The organism is Microbacterium sp. PA5 (assembly GCF_049860775.1).
Lineage (GTDB): Bacteria > Actinomycetota > Actinomycetes > Actinomycetales > Microbacteriaceae > Microbacterium.
The window spans coordinates 2055965-2082081 of record NZ_CP187567.1 but is presented as its reverse complement, the minus strand read 5'-3'; the positions used below and the strand labels follow the sequence as shown (position 1 = coordinate 2082081).

General features: G+C 66.7%; 36 protein-coding genes. 28 read left to right on the top strand and 8 right to left on the bottom strand.

Going from position 1 to position 26117, the window contains the following annotated elements; translation table 11 throughout:
* Nucleotides 1-20: 20 nt before the first annotated feature.
* Nucleotides 21-1229 (bottom strand): MFS transporter, encoded by a 1209-nt coding sequence (locus ACPWUT_RS09820; RefSeq protein WP_284527707.1) that lies wholly within the window; start codon nucleotides 1227-1229, stop codon nucleotides 21-23.
* A 352-nt stretch (nucleotides 1230-1581) separates the two neighbouring features.
* On the opposite strand from ACPWUT_RS09820, the gene nrdH reads away from it, so the two are divergent.
* From nrdH to nrdF, 4 genes are read left to right on the top strand one after another with little or no spacing between them, the layout of a single operon-like run.
* Entirely contained in the window at nucleotides 1582-1815 is a 234-nt protein-coding gene (nrdH, locus tag ACPWUT_RS09815; RefSeq protein ID WP_284527706.1) for a glutaredoxin-like protein NrdH, read from the top strand.
* 26 nt (nucleotides 1816-1841) lie between these two features.
* Entirely contained in the window at nucleotides 1842-2273 is a 432-nt protein-coding gene (nrdI, locus tag ACPWUT_RS09810) for a class Ib ribonucleoside-diphosphate reductase assembly flavoprotein NrdI (protein WP_425837067.1), read from the top strand.
* Nucleotides 2255-4411 carry a class 1b ribonucleoside-diphosphate reductase subunit alpha gene (gene nrdE / locus ACPWUT_RS09805; protein ID WP_284527704.1) on the top strand — a complete coding sequence of 719 codons (2157 nt, stop codon included), beginning with the start codon at nucleotides 2255-2257 and terminating at the stop codon, nucleotides 4409-4411. The genes nrdI and nrdE overlap by 19 nt, the downstream gene beginning before the upstream one ends.
* A 43-nt stretch (nucleotides 4412-4454) precedes the next feature.
* Nucleotides 4455-5432, top strand: coding sequence for a class 1b ribonucleoside-diphosphate reductase subunit beta (gene nrdF / locus ACPWUT_RS09800; protein WP_284527703.1), 978 nt, complete (start codon nucleotides 4455-4457; stop codon nucleotides 5430-5432).
* Nucleotides 5433-5747: 315 nt separating this feature from the next.
* On the opposite strand, the gene ACPWUT_RS09795 is transcribed toward nrdF, so the two are convergent.
* The 3 genes from ACPWUT_RS09795 to ACPWUT_RS09785 are packed head-to-tail and all read right to left on the bottom strand — an operon-like array spanning nucleotide 5748 to nucleotide 7710.
* On the bottom strand, nucleotides 5748-6839 hold the full coding sequence (locus ACPWUT_RS09795) for a tyrosine-type recombinase/integrase (protein WP_425837062.1): 1092 nt from the start codon (nucleotides 6837-6839) through the stop codon (nucleotides 5748-5750).
* Nucleotides 6839-7267, bottom strand: a complete 429-nt coding sequence (locus tag ACPWUT_RS09790) for an ImmA/IrrE family metallo-endopeptidase (RefSeq protein WP_425837059.1) — start codon at nucleotides 7265-7267, stop codon at nucleotides 6839-6841. The genes ACPWUT_RS09795 and ACPWUT_RS09790 overlap by 1 nt, the downstream gene beginning before the upstream one ends.
* Nucleotides 7268-7293: 26 nt before the next feature.
* Nucleotides 7294-7710, bottom strand: coding sequence for a hypothetical protein (locus ACPWUT_RS09785; RefSeq protein ID WP_425837056.1), 417 nt, complete (start codon nucleotides 7708-7710; stop codon nucleotides 7294-7296).
* A 43-nt stretch (nucleotides 7711-7753) separates the two neighbouring features.
* Between ACPWUT_RS09785 and ACPWUT_RS09780 the strand changes: the two genes are divergently transcribed.
* The 9 genes from ACPWUT_RS09780 to ACPWUT_RS09740 are packed head-to-tail and all read left to right on the top strand — an operon-like array spanning nucleotide 7754 to nucleotide 11527.
* Nucleotides 7754-8020: a hypothetical protein gene (locus tag ACPWUT_RS09780; RefSeq protein ID WP_425837053.1), complete on the top strand. Its 267-nt coding sequence runs from the start codon at nucleotides 7754-7756 to the stop codon at nucleotides 8018-8020.
* Nucleotides 8017-8253 carry a helix-turn-helix transcriptional regulator gene (locus tag ACPWUT_RS09775; RefSeq protein ID WP_425837050.1) on the top strand — a complete coding sequence of 79 codons (237 nt, stop codon included), beginning with the start codon at nucleotides 8017-8019 and terminating at the stop codon, nucleotides 8251-8253. Before ACPWUT_RS09780 ends, ACPWUT_RS09775 begins: the two co-directional genes overlap by 4 nt.
* The gene (locus tag ACPWUT_RS09770) at nucleotides 8250-8978 is read left to right on the top strand and encodes a hypothetical protein (RefSeq protein ID WP_425837047.1); all 729 of its coding nucleotides are present in this window, start codon (nucleotides 8250-8252) and stop codon (nucleotides 8976-8978) included. The genes ACPWUT_RS09775 and ACPWUT_RS09770 overlap by 4 nt, the downstream gene beginning before the upstream one ends.
* Nucleotides 8975-9142 (top strand): hypothetical protein, encoded by a 168-nt coding sequence (locus ACPWUT_RS09765; protein WP_425837044.1) that lies wholly within the window; start codon nucleotides 8975-8977, stop codon nucleotides 9140-9142. The genes ACPWUT_RS09770 and ACPWUT_RS09765 overlap by 4 nt, the downstream gene beginning before the upstream one ends.
* Nucleotides 9139-9504 (top strand): putative PDDEXK endonuclease, encoded by a 366-nt coding sequence (locus tag ACPWUT_RS09760; RefSeq protein ID WP_425837041.1) that lies wholly within the window; start codon nucleotides 9139-9141, stop codon nucleotides 9502-9504. The genes ACPWUT_RS09765 and ACPWUT_RS09760 overlap by 4 nt, the downstream gene beginning before the upstream one ends.
* A gap of 3 nt (nucleotides 9505-9507) precedes the next feature.
* Complete coding sequence (locus ACPWUT_RS09755) at nucleotides 9508-9876, top strand: hypothetical protein (protein WP_425837038.1); 369 nt, start codon at nucleotides 9508-9510, stop codon at nucleotides 9874-9876.
* Nucleotides 9873-10190: a hypothetical protein gene (locus ACPWUT_RS09750; protein WP_425837035.1), complete on the top strand. Its 318-nt coding sequence runs from the start codon at nucleotides 9873-9875 to the stop codon at nucleotides 10188-10190. The genes ACPWUT_RS09755 and ACPWUT_RS09750 overlap by 4 nt, the downstream gene beginning before the upstream one ends.
* On the top strand, nucleotides 10187-10897 hold the full coding sequence (locus tag ACPWUT_RS09745) for a hypothetical protein (RefSeq protein ID WP_425837027.1): 711 nt from the start codon (nucleotides 10187-10189) through the stop codon (nucleotides 10895-10897). The genes ACPWUT_RS09750 and ACPWUT_RS09745 overlap by 4 nt, the downstream gene beginning before the upstream one ends.
* Nucleotides 10898-10933: 36 nt before the next feature.
* On the top strand, nucleotides 10934-11527 hold the full coding sequence (locus tag ACPWUT_RS09740) for a hypothetical protein (RefSeq protein WP_425837024.1): 594 nt from the start codon (nucleotides 10934-10936) through the stop codon (nucleotides 11525-11527).
* A gap of 120 nt (nucleotides 11528-11647) precedes the next feature.
* Here the strand turns inward: ACPWUT_RS09740 and ACPWUT_RS09735 are convergent, their stop codons facing one another.
* Nucleotides 11648-11947, bottom strand: coding sequence for a hypothetical protein (locus ACPWUT_RS09735; protein ID WP_425837021.1), 300 nt, complete (start codon nucleotides 11945-11947; stop codon nucleotides 11648-11650).
* Between the two features lie 35 nt (nucleotides 11948-11982).
* Here ACPWUT_RS09735 and ACPWUT_RS09730 point away from each other — a divergent pair, with 35 nt between their 5' ends.
* From ACPWUT_RS09730 to ACPWUT_RS09690, 9 genes are all read left to right on the top strand, one after another.
* On the top strand, nucleotides 11983-14181 hold the full coding sequence (locus tag ACPWUT_RS09730; protein WP_425837018.1) for an AAA family ATPase: 2199 nt from the start codon (nucleotides 11983-11985) through the stop codon (nucleotides 14179-14181).
* 20 nt (nucleotides 14182-14201) lie between these two features.
* Nucleotides 14202-14495, top strand: coding sequence for a hypothetical protein (locus ACPWUT_RS09725; RefSeq protein WP_425837015.1), 294 nt, complete (start codon nucleotides 14202-14204; stop codon nucleotides 14493-14495).
* A 13-nt stretch (nucleotides 14496-14508) separates the two neighbouring features.
* Nucleotides 14509-14712: a hypothetical protein gene (locus ACPWUT_RS09720; protein ID WP_425837012.1), complete on the top strand. Its 204-nt coding sequence runs from the start codon at nucleotides 14509-14511 to the stop codon at nucleotides 14710-14712.
* Between the two features lie 219 nt (nucleotides 14713-14931).
* A complete protein-coding gene (locus ACPWUT_RS09715) occupies nucleotides 14932-15252 on the top strand; it encodes a hypothetical protein (protein WP_425837009.1) in 321 nt (106 codons plus the stop codon).
* 200 nt (nucleotides 15253-15452) lie between these two features.
* Nucleotides 15453-15854 carry a hypothetical protein gene (locus ACPWUT_RS09710; RefSeq protein WP_425837006.1) on the top strand — a complete coding sequence of 134 codons (402 nt, stop codon included), beginning with the start codon at nucleotides 15453-15455 and terminating at the stop codon, nucleotides 15852-15854.
* A complete protein-coding gene (locus ACPWUT_RS09705; protein ID WP_425837003.1) occupies nucleotides 15851-16528 on the top strand; it encodes a hypothetical protein in 678 nt (225 codons plus the stop codon). Before ACPWUT_RS09710 ends, ACPWUT_RS09705 begins: the two co-directional genes overlap by 4 nt.
* A complete protein-coding gene (locus tag ACPWUT_RS09700; protein WP_425837000.1) occupies nucleotides 16515-16643 on the top strand; it encodes a hypothetical protein in 129 nt (42 codons plus the stop codon). Before ACPWUT_RS09705 ends, ACPWUT_RS09700 begins: the two co-directional genes overlap by 14 nt.
* Nucleotides 16644-16696: 53 nt before the next feature.
* On the top strand, nucleotides 16697-17242 hold the full coding sequence (locus ACPWUT_RS09695; protein WP_425842251.1) for a DNA N-6-adenine-methyltransferase: 546 nt from the start codon (nucleotides 16697-16699) through the stop codon (nucleotides 17240-17242).
* Nucleotides 17235-17537, top strand: coding sequence for a hypothetical protein (locus ACPWUT_RS09690; protein ID WP_425836997.1), 303 nt, complete (start codon nucleotides 17235-17237; stop codon nucleotides 17535-17537). The genes ACPWUT_RS09695 and ACPWUT_RS09690 overlap by 8 nt, the downstream gene beginning before the upstream one ends.
* Here the strand turns inward: ACPWUT_RS09690 and ACPWUT_RS09685 are convergent.
* From ACPWUT_RS09685 to ACPWUT_RS09675, 3 genes are all read right to left on the bottom strand, one after another.
* Nucleotides 17534-17992 carry a hypothetical protein gene (locus ACPWUT_RS09685; RefSeq protein ID WP_425836994.1) on the bottom strand — a complete coding sequence of 153 codons (459 nt, stop codon included), beginning with the start codon at nucleotides 17990-17992 and terminating at the stop codon, nucleotides 17534-17536. The genes ACPWUT_RS09690 and ACPWUT_RS09685 overlap by 4 nt on opposite strands.
* Nucleotides 17993-18168: 176 nt before the next feature.
* A complete protein-coding gene (locus ACPWUT_RS09680; protein ID WP_425836991.1) occupies nucleotides 18169-18321 on the bottom strand; it encodes a hypothetical protein in 153 nt (50 codons plus the stop codon).
* A gap of 233 nt (nucleotides 18322-18554) precedes the next feature.
* Entirely contained in the window at nucleotides 18555-19238 is a 684-nt protein-coding gene (locus ACPWUT_RS09675; protein ID WP_425836988.1) for a hypothetical protein, read from the bottom strand.
* Between the two features lie 432 nt (nucleotides 19239-19670).
* Here ACPWUT_RS09675 and ACPWUT_RS09670 point away from each other — a divergent pair, with 432 nt between their 5' ends.
* The 6 genes from ACPWUT_RS09670 (at nucleotide 19671) to ACPWUT_RS09645 (ending at nucleotide 26100) form a co-directional block, all read left to right on the top strand.
* Nucleotides 19671-20381: a potassium channel family protein gene (locus ACPWUT_RS09670; protein ID WP_425836985.1), complete on the top strand. Its 711-nt coding sequence runs from the start codon at nucleotides 19671-19673 to the stop codon at nucleotides 20379-20381.
* 500 nt (nucleotides 20382-20881) lie between these two features.
* Complete coding sequence (locus ACPWUT_RS09665; protein ID WP_425836982.1) at nucleotides 20882-21034, top strand: hypothetical protein; 153 nt, start codon at nucleotides 20882-20884, stop codon at nucleotides 21032-21034.
* 206 nt (nucleotides 21035-21240) lie between these two features.
* Entirely contained in the window at nucleotides 21241-21708 is a 468-nt protein-coding gene (locus tag ACPWUT_RS09660; protein ID WP_425836979.1) for a terminase small subunit, read from the top strand.
* Nucleotides 21709-21808: 100 nt separating this feature from the next.
* Nucleotides 21809-23371 carry a hypothetical protein gene (locus tag ACPWUT_RS09655; RefSeq protein ID WP_425836976.1) on the top strand — a complete coding sequence of 521 codons (1563 nt, stop codon included), beginning with the start codon at nucleotides 21809-21811 and terminating at the stop codon, nucleotides 23369-23371.
* Between the two features lie 15 nt (nucleotides 23372-23386).
* Nucleotides 23387-25330 (top strand): phage portal protein, encoded by a 1944-nt coding sequence (locus ACPWUT_RS09650; protein WP_425836973.1) that lies wholly within the window; start codon nucleotides 23387-23389, stop codon nucleotides 25328-25330.
* An 11-nt stretch (nucleotides 25331-25341) separates the two neighbouring features.
* Nucleotides 25342-26100: an HK97 family phage prohead protease gene (locus ACPWUT_RS09645; RefSeq protein WP_425836970.1), complete on the top strand. Its 759-nt coding sequence runs from the start codon at nucleotides 25342-25344 to the stop codon at nucleotides 26098-26100.
* The last annotated feature ends 17 nt before the right edge of the window (nucleotides 26101-26117 follow it).

The following is a 26117-nucleotide window of genomic DNA, read 5'->3' as shown; positions in this document are numbered from 1 at the left end:
GACGCGTCCGCGGCGACGGGTCAGGTGATGACCGGGACGGGCTCGGTGTCGGGGATCGGGCTCACGTCGCGGCCGCGGAGATCGGGGAAGCCGCGCACGCACGTCGCGGCGACGATCGCCCCGACGATCGCGAAGGCGGCCGCAGCCCAGTAGGCGCCGACGTAGCCGACGCCGTCGATGAGGAACCCCGCCACGGCCGACCCGGCGGCCGCGCCGATGAGCTGGCCGGTCCCGATCCAGCCGTAGGCCTCGGCGGTCTCGCTGAACTTCACGCTCGCGCTCGTCATGGCGAACATGACGGCGAGGGCGGGCGCGATGCCGATGCCCGCGACGAACAGCGAGGCGCTGAGGCCCCAGAACGACGACAGCAGGAAGACGCTGGCGATGAGTCCCACGGCGACGACGGTGAGCCGCCGTGCCATGGCCCAGGGGCCGATCGGGATGTGGCCGAAGGACAGGCCGCCGGCGAGGCTGCCGACCGAGAAGATGGCGAGCACGAGCCCCGCTTCGAGCCCGCCGTGACCGAAGGTCGCCACGACGCCGGCCTCGACCGCGGCGCACGCGCCGATGAGGAGGAAGCCGGTGACCGTGGCCAGCAGCACCACGGGCTTGCCGAGCACCTTCCCGAAAGCGCGCCGGCTGCGCGGGATGCGCACCCGCCCCACTTCGGGCGAGAGGATGAACCACGCGCCCCCGCCCACGAGGATCGCCACGATCATGAGGAGGCCCGGAACGGTGCCCGCCTGTGTCGCGACGATCGTGATGAGCACCGGCGCGAGGATCCAGATGATCTCCTGGAGGCTCGCGTCGAGCGAGAACAGCGGCGTCAGCTGGCGGGAGTTCACGATCTTCGGGTAGATCGTGCGCACCGCGGACTGGACCGGCGGCGTCGAGAGCCCGGCGATCAGGCCGAAGACCATGTAGCCCACGAGGTGCATCGGCACGAGCGCCAGGACGAGGATCGCGGCCGCGCAGACCGCCGTGGTCAGGGTCAGCACGCGCCGCATGCCCCACGCGCCCATCCAGCGGCTGGTGACCGGTCCGGCCACCGCCTGGCCGATCGACGCCGCCGCGAGGACGAGGCCCGCCGCCCCGTACGACCCGGTCTGCCGTTCGACGTGCAGCAGGATCGCCAGACTCGTCATGCCGTTGGGGAACCGCGCGGTCAGCTGTGCCGCGATGATGCGCGCGACCCCGGGGGTGCGAAGAAGATCCCGGTAGCCGGCCACCCCACCACGCTACCCATCCGCGCGACACGCCGCGACACGCCGGACCGTCGTTTCCACAGGGCGATCGCGTGTCGGAGGGCGGTCGTAGCGTCGGCCCTGTGGACAGTTTCCGGACGGCCGGAGGAAATGCCCGTGATTCAGGGATTTTCCAGGTTCGGAATCGGGGTGCCGGCTGTGGATGAAACGGTGGACAACCTGTGTTGTATCAGGGGAGAGCGGTGGAAAACTACACGGATGTAACTACTATCCCTTGTGGTTGCCCCCAATGTCCGTACCCATATGTAGTATTGGACTCCCGGCGGAGGCACCGCCGACACACACCAGGTTTTTGAGAGGGGAAAGGCGGATCACCATGGCGATCACGGTCTACACGAAGCCGTCCTGCGTTCAGTGCAATGCGACCTACCGGGCGCTGGACTCGAAGGGCATCGACTACCAGATCCTCGACCTGTCGGAGGACCCGGCGGCGCTCGAGCACGTCAAGTCGCTCGGCTACCTGCAGGCCCCGGTCGTCGTCACCGACGAGGACCACTGGTCGGGATTCCGTCCCGACAAGATCGACGAGCTGGCCTCCCGGCTCGCGTAATCCGAGAGAGAGCGGGGTGCGCTGAGATGCTGACCGCAACCGACGCACCGCTGCTCGTCTACTTCTCGAGCGTGTCGGGCAACACGGCGCGTTTCATCGAGAAGCTCGGGATGCCGGCGCTCCGCCTTCCGCTCCACGCCTCCGACCCCGCCCTGGTGGTGGACGAGCCGTTCGTGCTCGTGACACCCACCTACGGCGGGGGCCAGGGGCGCGGCGAGGAGAAGGGCGCGGTCCCCAAGCAGGTCATCCGCTTCCTCAACGACGAGGCCAACCGGTCCCTGCTCCGCGGAGTCATCTCCGCAGGAAACACCAACTTCGGCGACGCCTTCTGCGCCGCCGGGGACATCATCAGCCGCAAGTGCCACGTGCCGCACCTGTACAAGCTGGAACTGTTCGGCACGCAGGACGACGTCGATCGGGTGACCGACGGATTGGAACGATGGTGGAAGCTGCAGTGACCGACACGACCTTCAAGACCGATGAGCGGTTCGAGGGACTCGACTACCACGCGCTGAACGCGATGCTGAACCTCTACGGAGCGGACGGCAAGATCCAGTTCGACGCCGACAAGCGCGCCGCGCGGGAGTACTTCCTGCAGCACGTCAACCAGAACACGGTGTTCTTCCACTCCCTCAAGGAGCGCCTGGACTACCTGGTCGAGAAGGAATACTACGAGGGCGCCGTCCTCGAGAAGTACTCGTTCGACTTCATCCAGCGTCTGAACGACCGCGCCTACGGCGCGAAGTTCCGCTTCGAGACCTTCCTCGGCGCCTTCAAGTACTACACGAGCTACACGCTCAAGACCTTCGACGGGAAGCGCTACCTCGAGCGCTTCGAGGACCGTGTCGTCATGACCGCCCTCGGCCTCGCCGACGGCGACGAGACCCTCGCCGAGCAGCTCGTCGACGAGATCATCTCCGGCCGCTTCCAGCCGGCCACCCCGACGTTCCTCAACACCGGCAAGGCCCAGCGCGGCGAGCTCGTCTCGTGCTTCCTGCTGCGCATCGAGGACAACATGGAGTCGATCGCCCGCGGCATCAACTCCGCCCTGCAGCTGTCCAAGCGCGGCGGCGGCGTGGCGCTCCTGCTCTCGAACATCCGCGAGGCGGGCGCCCCGATCAAGCAGATCGAGAACCAGTCCAGCGGCATCATCCCCGTCATGAAGCTCCTCGAAGACAGCTTCAGCTACGCCAACCAGCTCGGTGCGCGTCAGGGCGCCGGTGCCGTCTACCTCTCGGCGCACCACCCCGACATCATGAAGTTCCTCGACACCAAGCGCGAGAACGCCGACGAGAAGATCCGCATCAAGACGCTGTCGCTCGGCGTCGTCGTGCCCGACATCACGTTCGAGCTCGCCAAGAACGACGAGGACATGTACCTGTTCTCGCCGTACGACGTCGAGAAGGTCTACGGCGTGCCCTTCGGCGACATCTCGGTCACCGAGAAGTACCGCGAGATGGTCGACGACGCCCGCATCAAGAAGACGAAGATCAAGGCGCGCGACTTCTTCCAGACGATCGCCGAGATCCAGTTCGAGTCGGGCTACCCGTACATCATGTTCGAGGACACGGTGAACCGGGCGAACCCCATCAAGGGCCGGATCAACATGTCGAACCTGTGCTCGGAGATCCTCCAGGTCAACACGCCGACCACCTACAACGAGGACCTCTCGTACGGCCAGATCGGCAAGGACATCTCCTGCAACCTGGGCTCGATGAACATCGCCCTCGCGATGGACGGCAAGGACCTCGCGGGCACGGTGGAGACGAGCATCCGCGCCCTCACCGCGGTCAGCGACCAGAGCCACATCCGCTCGGTCCGCTCGATCGAGGACGGCAACGACCGCTCGCACGCCATCGGCCTGGGCCAGATGAACCTGCACGGCTACCTCGCCCGCGAGCACGTCCGCTACGGCTCGGAAGAGGGCCTGGACTTCACGAACATCTACTTCTACACGGTGCTGTTCCACGCGCTGCGCGCCTCGAACAACATCGCGATCGAGCGGAAGACCACCTTCGACGGCTTCGCCGACTCGACCTACGCGTCGGGGGAGTTCTTCGACAAGTACATCGAGCAGGAGTGGGTGCCGCAGACCGAGAAGGTCAAGGAGCTGTTCGCCGGCATCCACATCCCGACGCAGGCGGACTGGACGGCGCTGAAGGCGTCGATCCAGGAGCACGGCATCTACAACCAGAACCTCCAGGCCGTGCCGCCGACCGGCTCGATCTCGTACATCAACAACTCGACGAGCTCGATCCACCCGATCGCGTCGAAGATCGAGATCCGCAAGGAAGGCAAGATCGGCCGCGTCTACTACCCGGCGCCGTTCATGACGAACGACAACCTCGAGTACTACGAGGACGCGTACGAGATCGGCTACGAGAAGGTCATCGACACGTACGCCGCGGCGACGCAGCACGTGGACCAGGGACTGTCGCTGACGCTGTTCTTCAAGGACACCGCCACCACGCGCGACATCAACCGCGCGCAGATCTACGCCTGGCGCAAGGGCATCAAGACGATCTACTACATCCGCCTGCGTCAGCTGGCGCTCGAGGGCACCGACATGTCCGAGTGCGTCTCCTGCATGCTCTGAGCCGCGGCTCGCTCGCTCAACGACCGATTCCCAAGGAACGACCATGACCCCCGAACCGCTGAAGCTCGTCGACCACGTGCAGGCGATCAACTGGAACCGCATCCAGGACGAGAAGGACCTCGAGGTCTGGAACCGTCTCGTGAACAACTTCTGGCTGCCCGAGAAGGTGCCGCTGTCCAACGACATCCAGTCGTGGAACACGCTCACCCCCGAGGAGCAGACGCTCACGATGCGGGTGTTCACCGGCCTCACCCTGCTCGACACGATCCAGGGCACCGTCGGCGCCGTCTCGCTCATCCCCGATGCGATCACCCCGCACGAGGAGGCCGTCTACACGAACATCGCGTTCATGGAGTCGGTGCACGCCAAGAGCTACTCGTCGATCTTCTCGACGCTGTGCTCGACGCCCGAGATCGACGACGCGTTCCGCTGGTCGGTCGAGAACCCGAACCTGCAGCGCAAGGCGCAGATCGTCATGGACTACTACCGTGGCGACGAGCCGCTCAAGCGCAAGGTCGCCTCGACCCTGCTCGAGTCGTTCCTGTTCTACTCGGGGTTCTACCTGCCGCTGTACTGGTCGAGCAAGGCCAAGCTGACGAACACGGCCGACATCATCCGCCTCATCATCCGTGACGAGGCCGTGCACGGCTACTACATCGGCTACAAGTTCCAGAAGGGTCTCGAAAAGCTGACGCCCGCGGAGCGCGACGAGATCAAGGACTACACGTTCTCGCTCCTGTACGAGCTCTACGACAACGAGGTGCAGTACACGCAGGACCTCTACGACGGCGTCGGCCTCACCGAGGACGTCAAGAAGTTCCTGCACTACAACGCGAACAAGGCGCTCATGAACCTCGGCTACGAGCCGATGTTCCCCTCGAGTGTCACCAACGTGAACCCCGCGATCCTTTCGGCCCTCTCGCCGAACGCCGACGAGAACCACGACTTCTTCAGCGGGTCGGGCTCGTCGTACGTCATCGGCAAGGCCGTCGCGACCGAAGACGAGGACTGGGACTTCTAAAATGCCTGATCGATGCCTAAAACGTGGGCGGGCTTCGATCGCAAGCCCCCGATGCGGAGTGCTCCTCGCGAGCCTCTCATCGGGGGCTTGCCCACGTTTTGCCCACATTTCATTCGAAGGGAGGTGAAGACATGGCCTCGAAGGGACACGCGCGCAGCGCGATCACCGGACGCTTCGTCAAGAAGACGACGGCCGCCCGCAACCCGCGGACGACCGTCGTGGAGAAGCCCACCAAGCGCACCGGTAAGTAAGCAGTGATGGACACGGCGGGGTTCGGAGTAGAGATCCGGGCCTCGCCGTGTTCCTACGTTAGCGCTACGAGACGGCCGCGGCGCGTGCCTCGCTCATCGCCGTCGCGACGATGTCGAGGTCGTCGTCGAACAGGTCTGCGTAGACGTCGAGGGTCATCGCTGCCGACGCGTGGCCGAGCATCCGCTGCACGGCCTTCACGTGCGCGCCGGCCTGGATCGCGAGGGATGCCGCGGTGTGGCGGAGGTCGTGCGGCGTGATCTCGGGGAGCGTCTCGTCGATCGCTTGCGCACGACGGACTGCGCCGACGAACCAGCCTGAGCCGGCGTTCGGGTAGGGGAGCGGCTGCGCACCGTCGCCGAACACGTACCCGTCGCGAGGCTTCCCCTCACACGCTCGAGCGAGCTGCGGAACGAGAAACACCGGCATCGGCACCTCTCGTCGCTCACCTGATTTCGGGGTGCCGATCTCGTAGACGCCGCGCACGAGGACCGCGTTCCGCTCGACGGCGACACGGCGGCGGAGCATGTTCATGTCGCCGACCTGCAGGCCGACCGCCTCACCCCACCGGAGGCCGGAGTATGCGAGGAAGCGGACGAAGTCGGGGTGCTGCGACGACGTCGCGACGAGCTCCACCTGCGCGTGCGTCAGGTAGCGCGCGGTCTTCCGCTTCTTCGCGGGAAGCGCGACACCCTTCACCGGGTTGCGTGGGATGACGTTGTCCCGTTCGGCGATCGCGAGGATCTGCGACAGCACGAACACGGCGCGGCGCACCGTCTGGGGTTTCCGGCGGCCGGAGAGCTCGCCCACCCAGTCGGAGATCTCCGAGGGGCGGATGCCTGCGACCGCACGGGACGCCCACTTCGGTTCCACGTGGGTACGCCAGGACGACAGCATTGCCTCACGCGAAGACGGCTTCAGCGACGGGAGCTTCCCCGTCTGCCACTGTTCAGCCAGCATCCCGATCGTGCGGCGCCCCTCGGTGGGGTCGATGTACTCGCCCCGGGACTTCGACACAGTGACGGACGCGAGGAAGAGCTCGGCCTCACGCTTCGTCTTGAAGCCCCGCTTGTCCGTCTGCGACTTGTCCGGCTTCCGGTAGCGGACGCGGTAGCGGGGTCCGGCCGCGGTGGCGTACTTCGAGATGGTCCCCGCCATCAGGCAACGTCTTCGCGGTGGGTCCACTGGCCGGCGCCCATCTTGGGCTCGACATAGACCGTGTCTCCGATGCGAAGCAGGACGCGGTGGTATGCCTCGACGATGCTGCGCACGACGCCGAGGTCATGCGCAATCGCGCCCGCGTGCCCGTGGTGAATGAACTCGGCTCGCGCGTACGCGTCGTGGTCGATCAGTCGCAGCGCCGCCCACTCGTCAGCGCGCCGCTCCTGCTTGGCGTTCGCTGGGCCGAACATGGAGGGCTCGTCTCCGAACACTGCGTGAGCGGTCTCGTGCGCGAGGACGGAGCGGTGGAGGCGCTCACTCATTCCACTGCGGAGACGGACGAGGCGGAGCGCGTGGATGTACTCGCCGTCTCGGCCGGGGTGCAGGTCCGTGTACTGAACCGTGACACCGAGTGCGGCGAGCATGTCTATCAGCATCGCATCTCGGTGCATCAGTCTTGGTCCTCTCCCGACTCCGGGTCGGTCGTGCGTGCGGCGGCAGGTAGATCCTCCGGGGACCTTCCGACACCGAACCGTCCGCGCACGACATTCTCCGCACCAGACGCGTAGCGCTCGGCCCGGTCGATGAGGTCAGTGGCGTCGATCTCGAGGGCGTTGGCGATCAGCATGACGTCGGTGATCGTCAAGGTGACGCGCTTGCCTGTCTTTGAGTTGCCGCCGTCGAGACGGTCCGACATGTATTGCGATGACTTGCCGATGAGGCGCCCGAGAGCGCGGGAGCTCATGAGGTCGCGCCGACCCATCTCGGCCTTGATCTCGGAGATGAGCGCGTCAGAGAACCGCTGGGGGTAGTCGTTGTCCACGATCAGCGATTCTGCCCTATTGCATGAATTCTCGTCAAGATGCATGGCATGGTTGACATCGCATGAACATCCATGCATCCTTATCCGCATGGAACTTCATGCACAGGGGGAAGTGGCAGCGAAGCACGCATCGGAGCGGATCGCAGGGGAGATCCGGGCCGAACTCGCTCGCCAGAAGCGCACCGCGTCCGACATGGCCGCCGTCATCGGTATCGCACCCCACACCGCCGGTCGCCGACTCAACGGAGAGCGCCCGTTCAACATCGTCGAACTCGCGGCTGTCTGCCGTTGGCTCGGCGTCGACATGGCAGGGGTCGTTGCCAAGAGTCTCCGCGACGAGGCGGTGGCGTCGTGACCGCCACCGCTCGCGTCACCCCGATCCGGCCGAAGGCTGAGCCCATCTGGCTCGCCCCGGCCGAGGTCGCCGCCCGCGTTCCTGGGATCACAGTCGTGAACCTGCAGGAGCTGCGGAAGAAGGGGCAGGGCCCCGCGTACTTCAAGCCGACCCCGAAGACCGTCGTCTACGCGCTCACCGACGTCGACGAGTGGGTCTCCCGTTCCCGGATCGCCACAAAGGACCAGTCATGAACCTCCGCACCCTCGTCTGTGCCGGCTTCGCCACGGCGTTCGCTGTCACGCTCCTCGGAGCGCCCGCCCACGCTGGCGGGTCCGATGATCCCACCCCGTACACGGTCGCCGAGGACGGCATCACCCTCCCCGTGGGGGTCACGTTCCCCGACGGTGGACACGTCAACATGCGCACCCTCGACGGTGCCGGGTACGGCATTCACTTCGAGGCGTTGAACAACCAGCCGTCCGGCGTCTACATCGGCACGAGCTTCCTCCCGTGGTCGGCGCTCGGCCTCGACCCGGCCACCGTGTGCGTCGCGTGGGTGCAGATGTCGATGTTCAACGAGCACCACGGGGAAGGCGGGCAGACGCCCGTCGGCCGCGGATGCGCACCCGAACCCACCCCCACACCGACGGTGACGGCCACACCCACGCCGACCCCCTCGGCGAGCGAGACGCCGCGTCCCACACCCACCGGCACCCCCACAGCGACCCCGCGGCCGACACCCACTCACACGCCGACCGGTCCCATCCTTCCGATGCCGCCGGTCCCGGTGCCCACCATCGAGCCGACCGGTGAGGTCGGACCCACCCCGCAGTACACCGAAGCGCCCACGGTGCCCGTCCCGCGGCTCGCGGAGACGGGCGGCGAGTTCCTCGCCTGGCCTGCCACCATCGCCGCGATCACCCTCACTGCCCTCGGTGCCGGGCTCATCGCACGCTCCCGCAAGGCCACCCGGTGAACGGGTGGGGATGGGTCGCAGCAGCACTCCTGCTGCTCGCCCTCGACCTCGAGGACGGCATCCAGTGGTGGCCGGTCGCGATCATCCTCGCCATCATCGGTGCGCTGCGCATCGCCGCGGACACCCGCCGCCGTCTCGCCGCTATCGACGAGGTGACTCGATGACCCGGTCGCGTGCCACCGCCAAGAAGGCCGGGGCATCGTTCGAGCGGCTCATTGCCGACCACCTCGCCGACGTCGTCGACGACCGCATCGACCGTCGGGTGAAGACCGGTGCTGCCGACAAGGGCGACATCGGCGGGGTCCGAACCCCGGATGGGCGCCGCGTCGTCATCGAGTGCAAGAACTACTCCGGCCGCTTCGAGGTCGGCGCCTGGCTGAACGAAGCCAACAACGAGCGACTCAACGACGGGGCTGCCGTCGGCCTCGTTGTCGCGAAGCGTCGCGGCACTACAAACCCCGCGGAACAGGTCGTGTTCATGACCGTCCGCGACCTCACCGCACTACTCACCAGCAAGGAGAACTAACCCATGTCCGCACACGAAGCACCCGGCGCCCCGATCACCCCGATCCGCCGTGAACCCGTCACCCTCGAGGAGCTCGTCGAGCGGCGTGTGGCGCTGAAGCTCGACCAGGAGTACATCCAGGTGCAGCTCGACACCATCGACGACCAGATCCGCGAGCAGGGCATCGGCACTCACCGGGCGGGCGCGTACACCGTCCAGGTCCGTGCCGGGCGGCGGCTCGACGCGAAGGCTGTCGCGGAGGCGTACCCGGTCGCGCAGCACCCCGAGCTGTACAAGCCCGCGATCGACACGGCGTCGCTGAAGGCGCATGTCGCGGCTGTCGAGCTCGACAAGTTCTACGTCGACAACACGCCGTCCGTGGTGATCAAGTGAGCGACGCCACCCGCCCGGTTCAGGTGGGCGATCGATTCGCGACGAAAGACAACCGCGATGCAGGCCGTGTCATCGAGGTCGTCGAGGCTCTGCCGACGGACAGCAAGATCAGCAGCACTCGGCGGGAGCGGGCGATGCGCCTCTTCAACGCTTGGGGCGGCAACGCGGACGAGCACGAGGAGTGGCTGCGCAAGCGCGAGACCCGGTTCCGTGTTCGCACGGAGGCGCACCCGTTGAACCCGAGTGCTGTGGGCAACGTCAGCAGCATGCACGAGGGCACCCTCGCCGCGAAGTACCGGCGGATCTCACGATGAGCACCCAGCATGCGGCGATCGCCACCCTGAAGGACGGCATCACGAACCAGCCTCGGTCGTTGCAGAAGACCATCGGACCGTCCGAGCTCGGCACCGACTGCGACCACTGCCTCGCCGCGAAACTCGCCGGCTGGCAGCAGAAGCGCGACGCCGACTGGCTGCCGTTCATCGGTACGAGCGTGCACGCGCAGGCCGCCGAGATCTTCGAGGCCGCAGGTGACCGTTGGCTGGTTGAGACGCCGGTGATGGTCGGGTGGGTCGGGGACGCCGAAGTATGGGGTTCGTCTGACCTGTTCGACGTGCAGGAGGGGACGGTCGTTGACTGGAAGGTCGTCGGCCCCACCACCATCACGGCGGCGAAGCGTGGCCCCTCGCCGGTCTACTACCGGCAGATCAACCTCTACGGGCTCGGGTTCCGCAACGCCGGCCACGACGTGAAGAAGGTGGCGATCTGCTACCTGCCCCGCAACGCCGTGTCCCTCGCGCAGGCGGTCTGGTGGGAGGACCACTTCGACCCTGCCGCCGCCCAGCAGACCCTCGGCCGCGCGAACCAGATCGTCGACCAGATCAACATGCTCCGCACGGTCGATCCCGCCGCGGTCGACGTGTGGATCGCCGGGCTGCCTCGCGCGGACCGCTGCTACGACTGCGCCCGCTTCGCGGACGCCCCGGCGCACATCAGCTCCCTCGCCTCACTCGTGGCGTAGGGCCCACCCATCAACGGACACACCAAGGAGAAACCTATGTCCACTCTCGACGACCTCCTCAGCGGAGGCGCGAAGACCGCCAAGTTCGCGACCATCGGTGACAGCGTCACCGGGAAGATCACGAGCATCGACATCCGGCAGCGGACAGACCCGAAGGACGGGTCGCTGCAGACCTGGGACGACGGAAGTCCCCAGGAGCAGATCCTCATCAGCGTCCAGACCGGCCAGCGCGAGGATGCCGAAGACGACGGTGTCCGCACGATCTACATCAAGTCGTGGGGTCAGCACATCCAGGCGTTCCGTACTGCGGTGCGTGACGGGGGCAAGCCGGCCGTCGGCGACACCTTCACCGCGACCTACACGGGCGACGGTGAGCAGAAGAACAAGGCGTTCAGCCCACCGAAGGAGTTCCAGTACACGGTCGCGAAGGCCTCGGCCGTCGACCGCCTCCTGGGCGACACCCCCGACGTGGCGCCCGCCCCGGTCGCCACGCCTCCCGCAGCTGCCCCTTCGGAGGAGACCCCGGCGGCGAAGGCGCAGAAGCTGATCGGCCTCGGCCTCGACGACGCGCAGATCCAGCAGGTCACGGGTCTCGACCCGGCGATCATCGCAGCGCTCCGCGGAGCCTGACCACCCGCTGAGCGTTCGCGCTCACCGCCCGGATGGTCGCAGGTGGGGTTCGACTCCCCGCCCGGGCACATGGCCAGCACAACACCAGCAACGTCGTCCCTGACGACTCGCCCTGCCCTGTCACGTCAGGTCGGGGTCACCCGCCGCGCGCAGCTTCCGTTCCAGCTTCAGGACGCGCACCTCGAGCTGCATTACGGCTCGCAGGAGGTGGTAGTTCGTCGCGTTCTGCTCGGGTTCGACCTTGCCTTCGTGGTCGACATGGATCACGAAGAAGGAAGCGAGAGCTTGGGAGATCGGCATGTCGTCGGGGAGACGGGACACCTCATCCATGAGCTCAATGACGTTCTTTGCGGTCTGGTCGATCTGCTCATCTGTGAGTCCGATGGCAGAAGTGCTGGCTTTGTCGATTTCCTGAGTCATGGTCGCACTCTAGCGGTCTCGGGGGTGGCCGCGTGATGCCTGCCCAGACCCCCGAGCAGCCCGTCTACGGGGCCGCCGCACGCGCCTACATTGACGCCGGGTGGCGTGGTGTTCTCCCGCTCCCGCCCCGTCAGAAGAAGCCCGTCCCTTCCGGGTTCACTGGGCGTGCGGGGGAGTGGCCGGGCGGCCCGGACGTGTGGACGTGGATGGAAGACCACGCGCACGGGAACGTCGCCCTCCGCCTCCCCGAGAACGTCATCGGCATCGACATCGACGCATACCCGGGGAAGCCCGGCGCGGCCACCCTCGTCAACACGGAACACGCGTGGGGGCGGCTTCCCGCTACCTGGCGCACCACGTCCCGCGACGACGGGGTGTCCGGCATCCGCCTGTACACGATCCCCGAAGGGCTCGAATGGCCGAACGAGGTCGGCCCCGGGATCGAGGTGATCCGGTTCGCTCACAGGTACGCGATCGTGTGGCCGTCGATCCACCCCGACACGGGGCACACGTACAAATGGATCGCCGACGACGGCCTCACCCACATCGGCACGATCCCCACGGTCGATGAACTGCCCCCGCTGCCCGCGAAGTGGGTGCAGGGTCTGACGCGCGGCCGTCAGGACACACGTGAGGCGCGGACCCCGTTGAACACGGCGGCGGCGAACGCGGCGATCGCACTGTTCAACGACGGTGAACCGTGCCGTGACGTGAAGCGTGCCGTCGACCGTCGCCTCGTCGACTTCACCGCGACCGGGCACGGCGCCCGTCACGAGCTCATGCTGCTCGGCACGGAGCGTCTCGTCCGCCTCGGCATCGAAGGACACATAGGGGTGCCCGCGGCGCTCCACCAGTTGCGGGACGCGTTCCTGAAGTCGGTGTCGGGGGAGCGGGGCCCCGGTGAGGGTGAGGCGGAGTGGGACCGGTCGCTGCGGGGCGCGCTCGCGCACGTGCACACGGTTGAGCAGGTCGACCCGTGCGTGGACCCGTTCCACGGCCTCATCGACCGCACACCCGCACAGACGGTGGAGAAGCAGGTTCAGTACGACAACGGCGAATGGTCCCGAACCACCGAGGTCCACCCTGCACCCACCGCGGAGGAGGAGGCTGCCCCGGTCGGTGATGACGTTGACACCCTCCGGCAGCAGCTGCTCGCGCAGGAACTGGAACGCCAACGGGCGCGCCGTGAAGCGACCCGGCTCCTCGCCGATGAAGAGGCCGCCGCGCACTTCCGTGAACCCGTCTGGTACCGGACCCTCGAGGAGGACCTGCAGCAGCCTGACGAGCCCGTTTCGTACACGGTCGACCAGGTCATCCCGACCGGGTCGAACGTGCTCCTCACCGCCCAGTTCAAGACGGGGAAGACCACCCTCGTCAACAACCTGGCCCGGTGCCTCGCGGACGGTGACGACTTCCTCGACACGTTCACTGTCGCGGACGCACCGGGGCGGGTGGCGCTGTGGAACTACGAGGTCGACGAGCGCATGTACCGGCGGTGGCTCCGCGAAACCGGGATCGCCGCACCTGCGAACGTCACCGTCCTCAACCTGCGCGGCTTCCGCCTCCCCCTCACCACCCCGCGCGCTGAGGACTGGGCGGTCCGGTGGCTCGCCGAGAATCACATCCGGGTGTGGGTTGTCGACCCGTTCGCGCGCGCGTTCACCGGGTCCGGGGCGTCCGAGAACGACAACACCGAAGTCGGTGTGTTCCTCGACACCCTCGACATCATCAAGGAACGCGCCGGGGTCTCCGAGCTCATCCTCCCCACCCACACCGGTCGTGCAGAGCATGAGACCGGGTCGGAGCGGGCCCGCGGTGCCACCCGTCTCGACGACTGGGCTGACGTCCGATGGTTGCTCACCCGCGACCGTGCCGGGTCACGGTTCTTCCGCGCCACCGGCCGCGACGTGGAGGTCGACGAGGGGCGCCTCGACTACGACGACACCACCCGCCGGCTCACGTTCGACGCAGGCAAGTCGCGGACGTCGGAACGGTACATGAAGGTCACCGGGACCGTGATCAGCGTCCTCGATCTGAACCCGGGCGCCACGAAGAACGAGGTTCGTCGCCTCGTCCGCGACGCGACGAACGGGGGCGCCGGGCACGCGCAGATCGACACGGCACTGCAGACACTGATCGAAACGGGCCGTGTCCGCACGGAACCCGGGAAGCGGAGCGCCGTCCACCACTTCATCGCCCGCATCACGGACTTCGTCGACGGGGGCGACCAGTGAACCGGTGCGGTGTCTGCCAGGTGCGTGTCCTCGCCTACGACTGGGACGACCAGCTCCGCTGCTACATGGGGCCGGTGAAGGTCGACCCCACCCCGCTCACCCTCGACCTCGCCATCGCCTGCCGGCTGACAGGCCGCCCTCTGTACCGGCATCACGTGGACCGGGCTGGGCGTCGGCATCTCGCCTGTCTGTGGGCACGCCCCATCCCGAACGGGGTGGTGCTGCTGCCTGAGCACCGGTGCGGCGCCCGCATCCCCACCACCCTCCCACCTCTCACCGACCCTGAACCGGCCCCCGCCCTCTGCCCTTTCTGAACGGAGAACCAGCATGCCCATCACCCGCAACACCACCCGTGTCATCGCCCGAGCCGAAGCGGACGACCTCGGCAACGTGACCGTCGCCGTCATCGGCTCGATCTTCGCCGCAACACAGACGATCACTCCCGCTGAGGCGCGTGAGCTCGCCGCGGAGATCACGGCCGCCGCTGACGAGGCCGACGCGTACCGGGCCGAACAGGCGGACGCAGCATGACCCGCCCATTCGTGTCCGTGTACACCCCGCCGACCGTACCGAAGCAGTCGACGTCGCGCTGCTCGAGGTCGTGCTGCTGGACCCCGTACGGCTGCGCGGTCCGGAAGGGCTGCACCTGCCACACCACCCAGGAGGAATCATGACCAACCCCCTCACCATCGCCGGGATCATCGCCGTCGCGGCCGGTGCGGGACTCATCCGACGGAAGCAGGCCCGGCGATGACTACCCCATCAGAAGAAGAAGCCCGAGCGCTGATTCGAGAACTTAACGATCACGCGATTCGCCTCCGCGACTACGAGGACGGCGAGTGGGATCAGGAACTCATTGACGGGTGGGAGGAAGCAGCCGATCTGCTTGACCGCGCCGCCGCCGCTCTGGCTTCTCGGGTGTCCGCACCACCCAGCGAGGACGCACGAGTCGCAGGGCTTCGCGAGGCGGCTGACATCGCTGATCGCATGTACGCCGGGACGGAGGCGCTCGCAAACTCTGGCCTGGAAGGTCATCTCGTGTGGCTGCAGCCCGAGGGGGTGTCGTCGTGACTTCCCCTCTACCCGCTAAGTGCCTCGAATGTGGGCGCACGGGAGACCACAAGTTCGGATGCTCCCGTCGTGATGGCCGAGCTGCGACAGTGCCGATGTCCGGCCCTCTACCCACAGACCAAGACGCGCGCGAGGCCGCTTGGGGCGTCTACCGTGACGGGCCGGACTATCAGCCGACCGACCGGCATGACGTGCGCTCCGTGTTCGACATCGCGTTCGACGCGGGTCGTCGTTCGGTGGTGGTCACGCCCTCGATCGACGAGTGGGCACGCCGGGTTCACGCCGAGCGCGCGCGTCAGCCCGAGAAGGGTTATGACGCTGACCACGACCGCATCCACGGGGTGAAGCATCTCGTCAACGGGGCGATCGACTACGTGCGTCGAGGCGAGGGGGAGAAGGGTGCGGCGATGATGCTAGCCGTCCTCGAACTCGTCGAAGCCTCGGTGGTTTCCGCTCCACCCACCATCACCGACGACCAGATTGCCGTGCTCGCGAAGTACGCGACCGAACTGGTCAAGTACGTCGAAGCCGACAACTTGCCGTTCGACGCATTCCACTGGGCGAAGGCCGCTCTCCGCGCTGCTCTTGGAGGAGAGGCATGAGCGAGTACGCGTGGAAGCTCTCCCAGGTCCCGGTCATCATCGCGCACCTCCGCGACAGCATGATCCCCCTCGCCGCCACCGACTACGACCGCACCCGCGTCGACGGAACCCGAGACCCTGCCCTCCCGCTCCGCATCGAACCCATGCAGGACGCCGACGACCTGTGGGCGGCGCTGACCGCCTACGGGGCCGTCATCGGCTGGCACATCACCCCAGCGCCCCACGCCCTCACCACCAGGCTCACAGCGTCCGTGCAGTGGCATGAGGCGGGCGACGCGGCACACACCATCACCGCGTGGCTCATCCACCATGAGGACCGCATCGCACAGCTGGACCTGACCGTCATCGACGACCACGGCCTCGACGTGACCCTGTTCACGTTGATCGGCCGGCTCCTCGCGAAGTACCGGATCACCCCGGCGAGGCTCCGCACGTCACCGACCAGATGCCGGGTGTGTGGGGAACACGCGGTCCGCGCCGAATGGGCACCCGACCGCACCGGGACCATCCACCGGACCGTGCAATGCACCGTGTGCCTCACCCGCTACGACCCCACCGAGGAGGTGACCCATGAACCAGCAGTTGACGTACCGGCAGGCAGCGAAACGAGTCCGCCGTTCCGTCCGCACCATCAAACGGTGGCGGCGGGCCGGGATGCCGATGCAGTGGCATGACGGGCGCCGCGTCGTCGACGAGAGCATCCTCGTCGCCTGGTGGGTGGAACGGATGAACAACTGGCCCACCCACCAGTACCGGCTCCGCCGGGAACAGCAAGGAGAACAGCAGTGAACCAGACGTACAAACCCACCGAACAGGAGCAGAGCTGATGCCCGTCAACACGACTGACCGGTTCGACAAACGCGCTTCGTCGACGGGCCGCGAACCACATCATGCAGCGCCAGTTGACGCCGGCATACGTTCTCGAGCCCGTGCGCGCCGCGCTCGGTGGCACGATCACACTCGATCCGTGCACCGAGCCTGACAACCCGACGGGGGCGACGCGGTTCTATACCGCCGAGGACGATGGCCTCGCGCAGCCGTGGGGTTGGGCGGACTCGATCTATGTGAACCCGCCCTACGGCGAAGCCCGTGACGCGTGGGTGAAGTACGCCGCATCGCTCGGAGCCTCCGGGACGCGCGTGATCGTGCTCATGCCCGCGCACACCGACACTCGCGTCTTCCAGGAGGCACTCAGTGCGGCCACGTCAATGGTGCTCATCAAGGGTCGGGTGAAGTTCGGCGTGCTTCGCGAGAACCGCCGACAGGAAGCCGCATCGCATCCGTCAGCGCTCATCGGGTGGAACGTCGATCTCGCCGAGTGTGAACATCTCGGGCACCGCTTCACGCTCACGAACGGATCGGCTGTACAGGAGGAGAGCAATGGCTGAGATCGATGCCGATTGCCTGGCAGGTTCCACCGTCGAAGTGGCGGGCGAGATCGTCGATGAGCGGGTCCGGGCTCACGCCAAGCACCGTGACCACTCGATGGAGTCATGGCCCGCACTGTCGACCGAGCGCTACCTGATCCTGGCCGAAGAGGTCGGCGAGGTGGCGAAGGAGTTCAACGACGCCACGGTGGAGTCTCGGCCCATCGACCGCACCGCGCTCCGAACCGAGTTGGTTCAGGTCGCAACCATGGCCGTCGCATGGGTCGCGGCGCTGGATCTCGAATCGACCGGTTAGGAGCTGAGCGTCGGACGCATCCCGGGCTCGATCGCCATCGTCCACCACTTCCGCTTCGGGCGAAGCAGAAGCCCTCGCGACATGTACTCGATCTTCAAGAACGAATGATCCTCGATTTCCATTGTCAAGAACACGACGACGGCTTCACCCGCTCCGACCGTCAGGGGAAATGCGGGATTCACGTCGCCGGACGCGCCACCGGGGATCTGCGTACCAGGCCGAGCCACGTACATCGAGTCCCTGCCCTTCGGGCCGACCCCAACGCTGCGCACTGGAAGGGACGACCGACCGACGTTGAAGACGGTGAGAAGGATCCCGCGTACGTGTTCCTCACCATCTTCGGTCACCTGCCGCACAGTGGCCGTGTCCACGAACAACACGGGTCCTGTGTACAGCGTGTGCCCCAGCGCTGCGACGGACACGACGAGAGCGGCGAGGCTGATAACCCACTCCACGATCTACCGCCAGTTTCCTGAACCGGGACGGCCAGCGTTCCACGCATCAACGGTCTCAGGCAGCCACCCGCGAGTGGTGCCGATCATCGCGTCCGGCTCCGGCAGCTTGTATCTCGAGAGCGTACCGACAGCCACACCGATGCGCTCGGCGAGCTGCGCGCGCGACAAGTACTCGATCACCGCACACCACCCCGAGCGAACTGGCCTGACAGCACCACCGCGGCCGAGCTCAACGCGAGCAGCCCCACGATCACTGGTGTCACGCCGACGAACGCGAGGATTGCGACCAGCGCCATCATCGCGGCGCCCGCATAGTTCGTTGTCTTCATGCTGGTTGGGATGAGACCCTGAGGGTGGGGCCGGAGGTATTAACGCTACTTCCGGCCCCGTCTCGGTCACGACTTGATCGCTATGATCAGGGCGGCTACTGCGGTGATTACGCCGGCAACCACAGCCCCGATGGTTGCGATCAGTTCGCGAACCTGTTTGGGCTTCATCCGTCCTCCTCTCTGTTGTTGTACCCTCATTATACACACATCCGTATGTATTAACAACAGGAAAATCAGTCGGCGAGCCGCATCACAACCGTGCCCGACGAGAACCACTCCACCAACGTCGACGCCAACAACACGTGAGACTGCGCCTCCTCAACCGTCGGCGCCCGCCCCGTGTGCCGATCCGTCTGCGCGAACACCAATGTCTCAAGCATCCCGACCAACACCGCGCGGTGGTCCGGATGCCCACCATCACGCTGACGGAACCGCAGCCCCCATCCCGACTTGTCCTTCAACGCGGCAACGATCTTGCCCAACTGCGGTGCACGCTTCTCATTCGGCAACACCACCGGGCCCGCCGCGGCCTCCACCGCCTTGATCGCCTCCGACATCGCGGCACTCGGATCAGGTGTCAGTCCGCGACCGGCGTGCAACGCCCGTGCGAGATGCTCACCCGCACTCCCCGAACCGGCGTTCACCGCGGCCTGCGCCGCTTCTTCTACACCTTCAGGAAGGCGACGTGCGAGACGGAACAACCCGTCTCTGACTACAACGGTGACCGCAGACGAGTTCGCGTCGAGATGCCACTGCAACGTCCTCACCTCCGGCGGCGCCTGCCGGGTCGGACCGACACCCTGATACCGGGCAACCGCGAAGTCGACCAGACGCATGAGACCCTGTTCGCCGTAGTCCTCCTCGACCTCGTCGATCAAGTCGTCAGTGTCCAGCGCGGGACCGAACGTGAGCGTCATCCTCAACGCGGACTGGATCCTCGCAACAAGGCTCTCGGATGTTCGCGAAGACCCGTAATCTGCCAGTGCGGTCCGTAACCAGAGATGCAGCCCAGCACGCAACGAGACGGGGAGCACCTCTCGCACGGTTCGCAGCTCAACCAGCTCGTCTTCAGTTGCATCCCAGGGTTCCCAGACCATGGCACCGAAGCCTAGCGACACGCCGCATCCCGACCGTGTTTGACGGCCAGGTACTGTCACCCCTTACCTTCAAAGTAGCGACACCTGCACCCCACGCCCCGCACCCCCAACGCGGGGCGCACCCACGTGTAGGGCAACGTCGCGCGAGGCCTGACCCGTCGTGCTGGTGCGGTCGTGGACTCAGAGGGTGTGGCCGGCCCGCGAGGCAATCTGACGCCCGGGCCGGCCACACCACCAACTAGCATCAGGCACATGAATCAGGGCCGCTGGCAGCGGGCCACCGAGTGGCCCCTCATCGTCGCATCCGTACTGTTCCTCACCGCGTACGCGTGGCAAGTCATCGGGAACCTCACCGGCACCGCGAACACCATCGCCGAAACCATCCTCTGGTTCACCTGGGGACTGTTCCTCATCGACTACATCGCGAACCTCATCCTCGTCCCACACAACAAACGGTGGCGGTGGTTCTACACCCACCTGCTCGACCTCGCGATCGTCATCCTCCCCATGCTGCGACCCCTCCGCATCCTCCGACTCGTCACCCTCCTCAGCGTCCTCGAACGCACCGCAGGGAACGCGATACGCGGCCGCATCGTCATGTACGTCTCCACCGCCGCCACCCTCCTCGTCTTCGTCGCCGCGCTCGCCGTCCTCGACAGCGAACGCGGCACCACCTCCAACATCCAAACCTTCTGGGACGCGATCTGGTGGGCATTCGTCACCATCACCACCGTCGGCTACGGCGACCTCTCACCCATCACCGCGCAAGGACGCCTCATCGCCGTCGGACTCATGCTCGGAGGCATCGCACTCCTCGGTGTCGTCACCGCCACCCTCGCGTCCTGGATCGTCGAAAAAGTCGCCACCCACGACGCCGAAAAAGAAGCCGCAACCGTCGGCCACATCAAGCAGCTCGAGGCGAAAATCGACGAACTCGCGACCCTCCTCCAACGCGCCGCCTGACCGTGCCCGGCACAGTCCGGCGCGGTCGCCCGACTGTGCCCCGACTCTCCGGCATAGTCAACAACCCCGGAAAATCAAGGAAACAGCACCGCGGGTAACCCCTCCCAACCGTGCCGGACCATGCCGGGCACGGACCGAATGACTGCGCCGGGCTATATAGAGCCCGGCACGGTCACGCGAGCACGCAACACAGGGAGAAGACGATGCCCAACGGTGTCATCCAGTCCCGTCAGTACCGAGAGATGCGTGCCGAGCTGAAGGCAGTCTGGAAGCCGCGGAACGCACCGTGCGCTCTCTGCCACCAAGCGACCATCGACTGGGACGGCCCACCGAACGAGCCAGCATCGTTCGAGCTCCATCACCCGAAGTCGCGGAAGACGCATCCGCACCTCGCGCTCGACAGACGGAACGCGCTCCCCACACATAGCCGATGCAACCGCATCCACGGCACAGCAGAGATGCCCGCAGGCATCGGCGACACCAGCGAGGAGTTCTGACCCATGCGCAAGCTCACCCTCAAGGGCGGCCCCCTCGACGGGAAGACCTACCACGTCCCCGCCGAGCAGGACACCCTGGCCGCAGACGGCGGCCACTACAAGCTCACCGCCCGCACCGCGAAGTGGCAGCCCGACAAGCCCGAGGCAACCGACTGACCTGACGTCCGGAGGTCGAACCCCCGAAGGGATCCGGAACACGTTGCAGGGCTTCCGGACGTCAGGCAAATAGAACGCAGGGGGTAGGGGCGTTCGGATCTCCACCATCCCTACCCCGAGGCACCTCCACCGGCAGGTTTTTCCCCCATCGGGGGAGTGACTGTCACACGATCACGCGTACGCGTCACGAGCACTGTGAGGAGAGCATGCCGAAGTCGGAGGACGAGAAACGGGCTGAGGCTGCGGAGCGGGCACGGAAGTACCGAGCGCGGAAGCGTGCGGAGGCTGATGTGGTCGCGGCGGCTAAGCGTGATGCTTGTGACGCGGAGATCCCGACGACGATCCGCGACGCTGTCGCGGATGCGCTCGAGCACATGAAGTGGTTGGTCCCGTCTGACGCGGCGTCGGTCGCGCAGGCGAAGTCGATCGCGGAGGACCTGGACCGGTACCGGCATGAGCGTGACGACGCGAAGGCGCTGAGCGCTCACGCGAAGCTGTCGCGGGTGTTGAACGACCTCGGCGGGACGCCGCTGGTTCGCCTGCAGCGGGAGTTGCGGTCGCTGAAGAACGCGCCGAAGCCGGAGGGTGACGATGAGCGGAACCCGAGCGAAGGCGCAGCGTCGAAGCCCGGCAACGTCACCCAGTTCGAGCGCCCCTCGAAGCGCCAAGCGTAGGGTCCTCGGGTGTCAGACACCGCGGGTTTTCACCCCGCCGAAGCGTGACCTGACGCCGGAGACGTCGCTCGGGTTCGAGGTCATCGAGTTCTGGGACTGGATGCGTGACCGGCTCGAGGAGCTGGACGCGAACCGTCTCCGCGGTGACGACACCGACTACCTGGGCCTGTTGCCGCGGTCGTTGGAGTGGCAGCGGTGGCTGCTGGTCCACGCGCTCGAACTCCTCGAGGGTCCGGGGTGTGTGTTCCGGTTCCGGACCGTGCTGCTGCTCGTCGCCCGTCAGAACGGGAAGTCGACGCTCCTCACGGTTCTGATCCTGTGGCGCCTGTTCCAGGACTCGGCGCGCATGGTCCTCGAGACGCACGCGACGACCGAGCACGCAAAGGCGGCGTGGGAGGAAGCGGTCGCGGTCGCGGAGGCTATCCCCGAACTGTCGAACGAGATCGCGGACGTGAAGGCCGGGAAAGGTTCCGAGCTTCTCCTCCTCGACGGGGGTGAGCGGTTCAAGATCGCGACCGCGAACCGTCGCGGTGGTCGCGGGTTCCGTGGTGACCTCGTCATCTTCGACGAGCTCCGTGAGCATCAGGACTGGCGGGCATGGTCGGCGACGTCGAAGACGACTCTCGCTCGCCGGCGTGCTCAGGTGTGGGGTGTGTCGAACGCGGGCGACCTGTCGTCGGTCGTGCTCCGGCATGTGCGGGCGGTCGCGCTCGCGAACATCACTGGGCAGGGCCTCGACGACGTGCCCGACGAGATCGCCGCTGACATCGAACTCGACTCGATCGGCTTGTTCGAGTGGTCCGCCGGGACGACCGATGGTCGTGAGGATGGGCCGCTGCGGGGCAAGTGGGACCGTGACGGGTGGGCGCAGGCGAACCCGTCGATGGGGTACACCGACCTGGATGAGCGGGCGATCGCGAACGCGGCCGCCACGGACCCGGAGTGGGAGTTCCGCACTGAGGTGCTGTGCCAGTTCGTGAACATGGCCGGTGCTGGCCCGTTCCCGAACGGGGCGTGGGAGGGCGCGGCGGACCTGAAGGCGGCGCGGGCGGCGCGCGGGGTGACCCGTGACCGGAGCCGGCCCGCCTGCTACGGGCTCGACATGACGATGAACCGGTCGCTCGTGTACGTGGCGATGGCCTTCTGGGACACCGAGGGCCGCATCCGTGTGGAGAACGTGGCCCGGGTGCCTGGCGCTGACTGGGTGCTGCCGTGGCTGTTGTCCCCGGAGCGGAAGGTCGCCCCGGAGCATGTCGCGTTCCAGCGGCGCGGGGCGCCGGTGTCGTCGATGTGGGACGAGTTCGAGCGTGCCGGCGTCGACGTGCACGCGTGGGAGGGCTCCGAGCTCGCCGCGTGGCACGGTCAGTTCTACGACCTGGTCCGCGCCGCGGCGCTCGACGAAGCCGTGAAGGGCGAGTCCGACGAGGACCGTCGCGCACGTGTCCGGATGTCGCACGGTGCGCAGCCGGCGCTGACCCTCGCGGCTCTGACCGCGCAGATCAAGACGTTCGATGGTGGCGGCTGGGTGATCGACCGGAAGTCGTCGCCCGAGGACGCCGCCCCGCTGATGGCCGCGATCGCCGCCGTTGGTCTACTGCTTTCCGAACCTGCGCCGACCTTCCAGTCGGCCTACGAGCACACGGGACTTCTCGTGCTCGACTGAACGAGAGGGGCTGGCGTGGGACTTTTCGACACGCTGTTCGGGCGCAACGACCGGGTCACGGTCGAGTGGCTCGGCCCCACCTTCCGGTCGATGATCCTCGGGATGACTCCTGAGGAGCTGTATCGGACGCAGCCGCATCTTCGGATCGTGCTGTCGTTCGTGGCGCGGAACATCGCTCACCTCGGGCTGAAGGCGTACGCGCGCACCTCGGACACGGACCGCACCCGTCTCCGCGATGACCCGCTTGCGCTGCTGTTCGCGCGCCCGAACCCGACGATGACGATGTTCGAGATACTCGAGACGCTCGCCTCCGACCTCGGGCTCTACGACGTCGCGTACTGGCTAGTCGGGGAGGATGTCGACGCACCGTCGGGCTGGTTCCTGCAGCCGATCCCGCCGTCATGGGTGGTCGAGCAGAAGGGTGGCACGTTCTTCGCCGCCAGCAAGTACGTGATCGCGAACCCGTCAGGGCAGCGCACGGAGGTGTCCGCGGACGACCTGCTCGTGTTCCACGGGTGGAACCCGGGCCGCCCGAAGCACGGCACGTCACCGGTTGAGACCCTGAAGCACATCCTGGCCGAGCAGGTACAGGCGTGGTCCTACCGGGAGCAGATTTGGCAGCGAGGTGGCCGAGTCGGCACCGTCATCACCCGCCCCAAGGACACCCCCTGGTCCGACACCGCCCGCAAGCGGTTCGCCGACGACTGGAAAGCACGCTGGACCGGCATGGACGGTGAGCGCGCCGGCGGCACACCGATCCTCGAGGACGGGATGACGCTCAGCCGCCTCGGGTTCAACGCCCGCGAAGAGGAGTGGGCCGAGGTCTCCAAGATCGCCCTGTCCACCGTCGCCGCGGTCTACCACGTCAACCCGGTGATGGTCGGCATCCTCGACAACGCGAACTTCTCGAACACCAAGGAGTTCCGGAAGATGTTGTACTCCGAGACTCTCGGACCGCAACTCGCCCGCATCGAGGACCGCATCAACACGTTCCTGGTGCCGCGCATCGCACGCACGGAAGGTGCGTACGTCGAGTTCAACATCGAGGAGAAGCTGCAGGGCGACTTCGAAGAGCAGGCGGCGATCCTGTCGACGTCGGCCGGTGCACCGTGGATGACCCGTAACGAGGTCCGCGCGCTCCGCAACCTGCCCGCGATCGACGGGGCCGACGAGCTCGTCGTACCGCTCAACGTGCTCACCGGCGGTCAGGCGTCACCCCGTGACTCCGGCACCCAGAACCAGAACTCACGTGGCGAGATCGAACTCAAGGTGCTGCCCGCCGCGGGCACGAAGCTCCGCCTCAAGGCGCAGCCCCCAGCGACGTACGAGCAGAAGACCGAAGAGGTCGTCCGTTCCTTCTTCAAGAGGCAGCGGAAGACGGTCCTGTCCGCGCTGGGCGCCAAAGCGTCCCCCGGTTGGTGGGACGCGGAGCGATGGGACTCGGAGCTTTCCGACGATCTCTTCGCCGTCGCGCTCACCGTAACCGCGAAGGTCGCGGGCGACGTGCTCGAGTCGGTGGGCTTCGCCGCGGACGACTACGACGTCGCACGGACGGAGGCCTTCCTCCGGGATGTCGCGAAGTCCCGCGCCGGCGCGATCAACTCGACGACCCGCGATCAGCTTGTCGCGATTCTCGATGGCGACGGCCCAGACGCCGCGGATGGCCCCGCTCACGTGTTCGACCTCGCCGAGGGGGAGCGGTCCACTCAGACCGCCGCCACCCTGGTCACGACCTTCGCGACGTTCGCGACGGTCGAGGCCGGGCGGCAGAACGGCGGCGCCCAGAAGACGTGGATCGTCACCTCGGCGAACCCCCGCCCCGACCACGCATCGATGGACGGCGAAACCGTCGGCATCGACGACGTGTTCTCGAACGGAGCCAAGTGGCCGGGCGATCCGGTACTCGGCGCAGATGGAGTCGCGGGATGTACCTGCGACGTCGAAGTGACCTTCGGCTGAAAGGAGCCGCTGTGAAGATCAAGCAGCTTGTCCAGGTGAAGCTGGGCGAAGCAGCCGGCCTCGAGGAGGGCGAGTTCCAGGCCTACGCGAGCGTGTTCGGCAACAAGGACTCGTACGGTGACGTCGTCATCCCCGGCGCGTTCAAGGGGACCCTCGAACGGTGGGCCTCGAAGGACGCACTCATCCCGCTCCTCTTCGGCCACCGCATGGACGACCCCGACTTCAACATCGGGCACGTCGACGCCAAAGAGGACGACCACGGCCTCTGGGTCCACGGGTACATCGACCTCGAGACCGCCAAGGGCTCGTCGACGCACAGGGCGATGAAGGCAGGTCGCCTCAATCAGATGTCGTTCGCGTACGACGTGATCGAGGGCGCCTGGGTCACGAAGGACGGCGAAGAGTTCTACGAGCTCCGCGAGCTCGAGCTCTACGAGGTGTCCGTCGTCACCGTTGGCGCGAACCAGGAGACCGAGATCATCGCCGTGAAGTCGACGGTCGACGCGCTCCTCGACGGCGTCAAGGCCGGCCGGGTCCTCTCGGCCAAGAACGAGGACAACCTCCGCGGTGTGCTCGACGCGGTGAAGACCGGCGTCGTGAAGCCGCTCGAAGACGTCCTGTCGCAGCTCGCGGCAGGCGAAGACCAGGAGAAGGCCGCCGGTCAAGCCGACGTCAAGGACGAGGGCGCGGTCCGCGTCAAGTCCGAGGACGTCAGCGTCAGCCCGTCCGCCCGAGCACTGGCAGTCAACCAGTACATCCAGAGCTTCTGAGGAAGCAGGAAGGGGTC

Excerpts from the sequence above, each read along its gene's own strand:
- nrdH (WP_284527706.1), top strand. The coding sequence starts at position 1,582 with ATGGCGATCACGGTCTACACGAAGCCGTCCTGCGTTCAGTGCAATGCG.
- nrdI (WP_425837067.1), top strand. The coding sequence starts at position 1,842 with ATGCTGACCGCAACCGACGCACCGCTGCTCGTCTACTTCTCGAGCGTG.
- nrdE (WP_284527704.1), top strand. The coding sequence starts at position 2,255 with ATGGTGGAAGCTGCAGTGACCGACACGACCTTCAAGACCGATGAGCGG.
- nrdF (WP_284527703.1), top strand. The coding sequence starts at position 4,455 with ATGACCCCCGAACCGCTGAAGCTCGTCGACCACGTGCAGGCGATCAAC.
- ACPWUT_RS09795 (WP_425837062.1), bottom strand. The coding sequence starts at position 6,839 with ATGGCGGGGACCATCTCGAAGTACGCCACCGCGGCCGGACCCCGCTAC.
- ACPWUT_RS09790 (WP_425837059.1), bottom strand. The coding sequence starts at position 7,267 with ATGCTCGCCGCACTCGGTGTCACGGTTCAGTACACGGACCTGCACCCC.
- ACPWUT_RS09785 (WP_425837056.1), bottom strand. The coding sequence starts at position 7,710 with ATGCATCTTGACGAGAATTCATGCAATAGGGCAGAATCGCTGATCGTG.
- ACPWUT_RS09780 (WP_425837053.1), top strand. The coding sequence starts at position 7,754 with ATGGAACTTCATGCACAGGGGGAAGTGGCAGCGAAGCACGCATCGGAG.
- ACPWUT_RS09770 (WP_425837047.1), top strand. The coding sequence starts at position 8,250 with ATGAACCTCCGCACCCTCGTCTGTGCCGGCTTCGCCACGGCGTTCGCT.
- ACPWUT_RS09760 (WP_425837041.1), top strand. The coding sequence starts at position 9,139 with ATGACCCGGTCGCGTGCCACCGCCAAGAAGGCCGGGGCATCGTTCGAG.
- ACPWUT_RS09755 (WP_425837038.1), top strand. The coding sequence starts at position 9,508 with ATGTCCGCACACGAAGCACCCGGCGCCCCGATCACCCCGATCCGCCGT.
- ACPWUT_RS09745 (WP_425837027.1), top strand. The coding sequence starts at position 10,187 with ATGAGCACCCAGCATGCGGCGATCGCCACCCTGAAGGACGGCATCACG.
- ACPWUT_RS09740 (WP_425837024.1), top strand. The coding sequence starts at position 10,934 with ATGTCCACTCTCGACGACCTCCTCAGCGGAGGCGCGAAGACCGCCAAG.
- ACPWUT_RS09735 (WP_425837021.1), bottom strand. The coding sequence starts at position 11,947 with ATGACTCAGGAAATCGACAAAGCCAGCACTTCTGCCATCGGACTCACA.
- ACPWUT_RS09730 (WP_425837018.1), top strand. The coding sequence starts at position 11,983 with ATGCCTGCCCAGACCCCCGAGCAGCCCGTCTACGGGGCCGCCGCACGC.
- ACPWUT_RS09720 (WP_425837012.1), top strand. The coding sequence starts at position 14,509 with ATGCCCATCACCCGCAACACCACCCGTGTCATCGCCCGAGCCGAAGCG.
- ACPWUT_RS09715 (WP_425837009.1), top strand. The coding sequence starts at position 14,932 with ATGACTACCCCATCAGAAGAAGAAGCCCGAGCGCTGATTCGAGAACTT.
- ACPWUT_RS09705 (WP_425837003.1), top strand. The coding sequence starts at position 15,851 with ATGAGCGAGTACGCGTGGAAGCTCTCCCAGGTCCCGGTCATCATCGCG.
- ACPWUT_RS09700 (WP_425837000.1), top strand. The coding sequence starts at position 16,515 with ATGCAGTGGCATGACGGGCGCCGCGTCGTCGACGAGAGCATCCTCGTC.
- ACPWUT_RS09690 (WP_425836997.1), top strand. The coding sequence starts at position 17,235 with ATGGCTGAGATCGATGCCGATTGCCTGGCAGGTTCCACCGTCGAAGTG.
- ACPWUT_RS09680 (WP_425836991.1), bottom strand. The coding sequence starts at position 18,321 with ATGAAGACAACGAACTATGCGGGCGCCGCGATGATGGCGCTGGTCGCA.
- ACPWUT_RS09675 (WP_425836988.1), bottom strand. The coding sequence starts at position 19,238 with ATGACGCTCACGTTCGGTCCCGCGCTGGACACTGACGACTTGATCGAC.
- ACPWUT_RS09670 (WP_425836985.1), top strand. The coding sequence starts at position 19,671 with ATGAATCAGGGCCGCTGGCAGCGGGCCACCGAGTGGCCCCTCATCGTC.
- ACPWUT_RS09665 (WP_425836982.1), top strand. The coding sequence starts at position 20,882 with ATGCGCAAGCTCACCCTCAAGGGCGGCCCCCTCGACGGGAAGACCTAC.
- ACPWUT_RS09660 (WP_425836979.1), top strand. The coding sequence starts at position 21,241 with ATGCCGAAGTCGGAGGACGAGAAACGGGCTGAGGCTGCGGAGCGGGCA.
- ACPWUT_RS09655 (WP_425836976.1), top strand. The coding sequence starts at position 21,809 with ATGCGTGACCGGCTCGAGGAGCTGGACGCGAACCGTCTCCGCGGTGAC.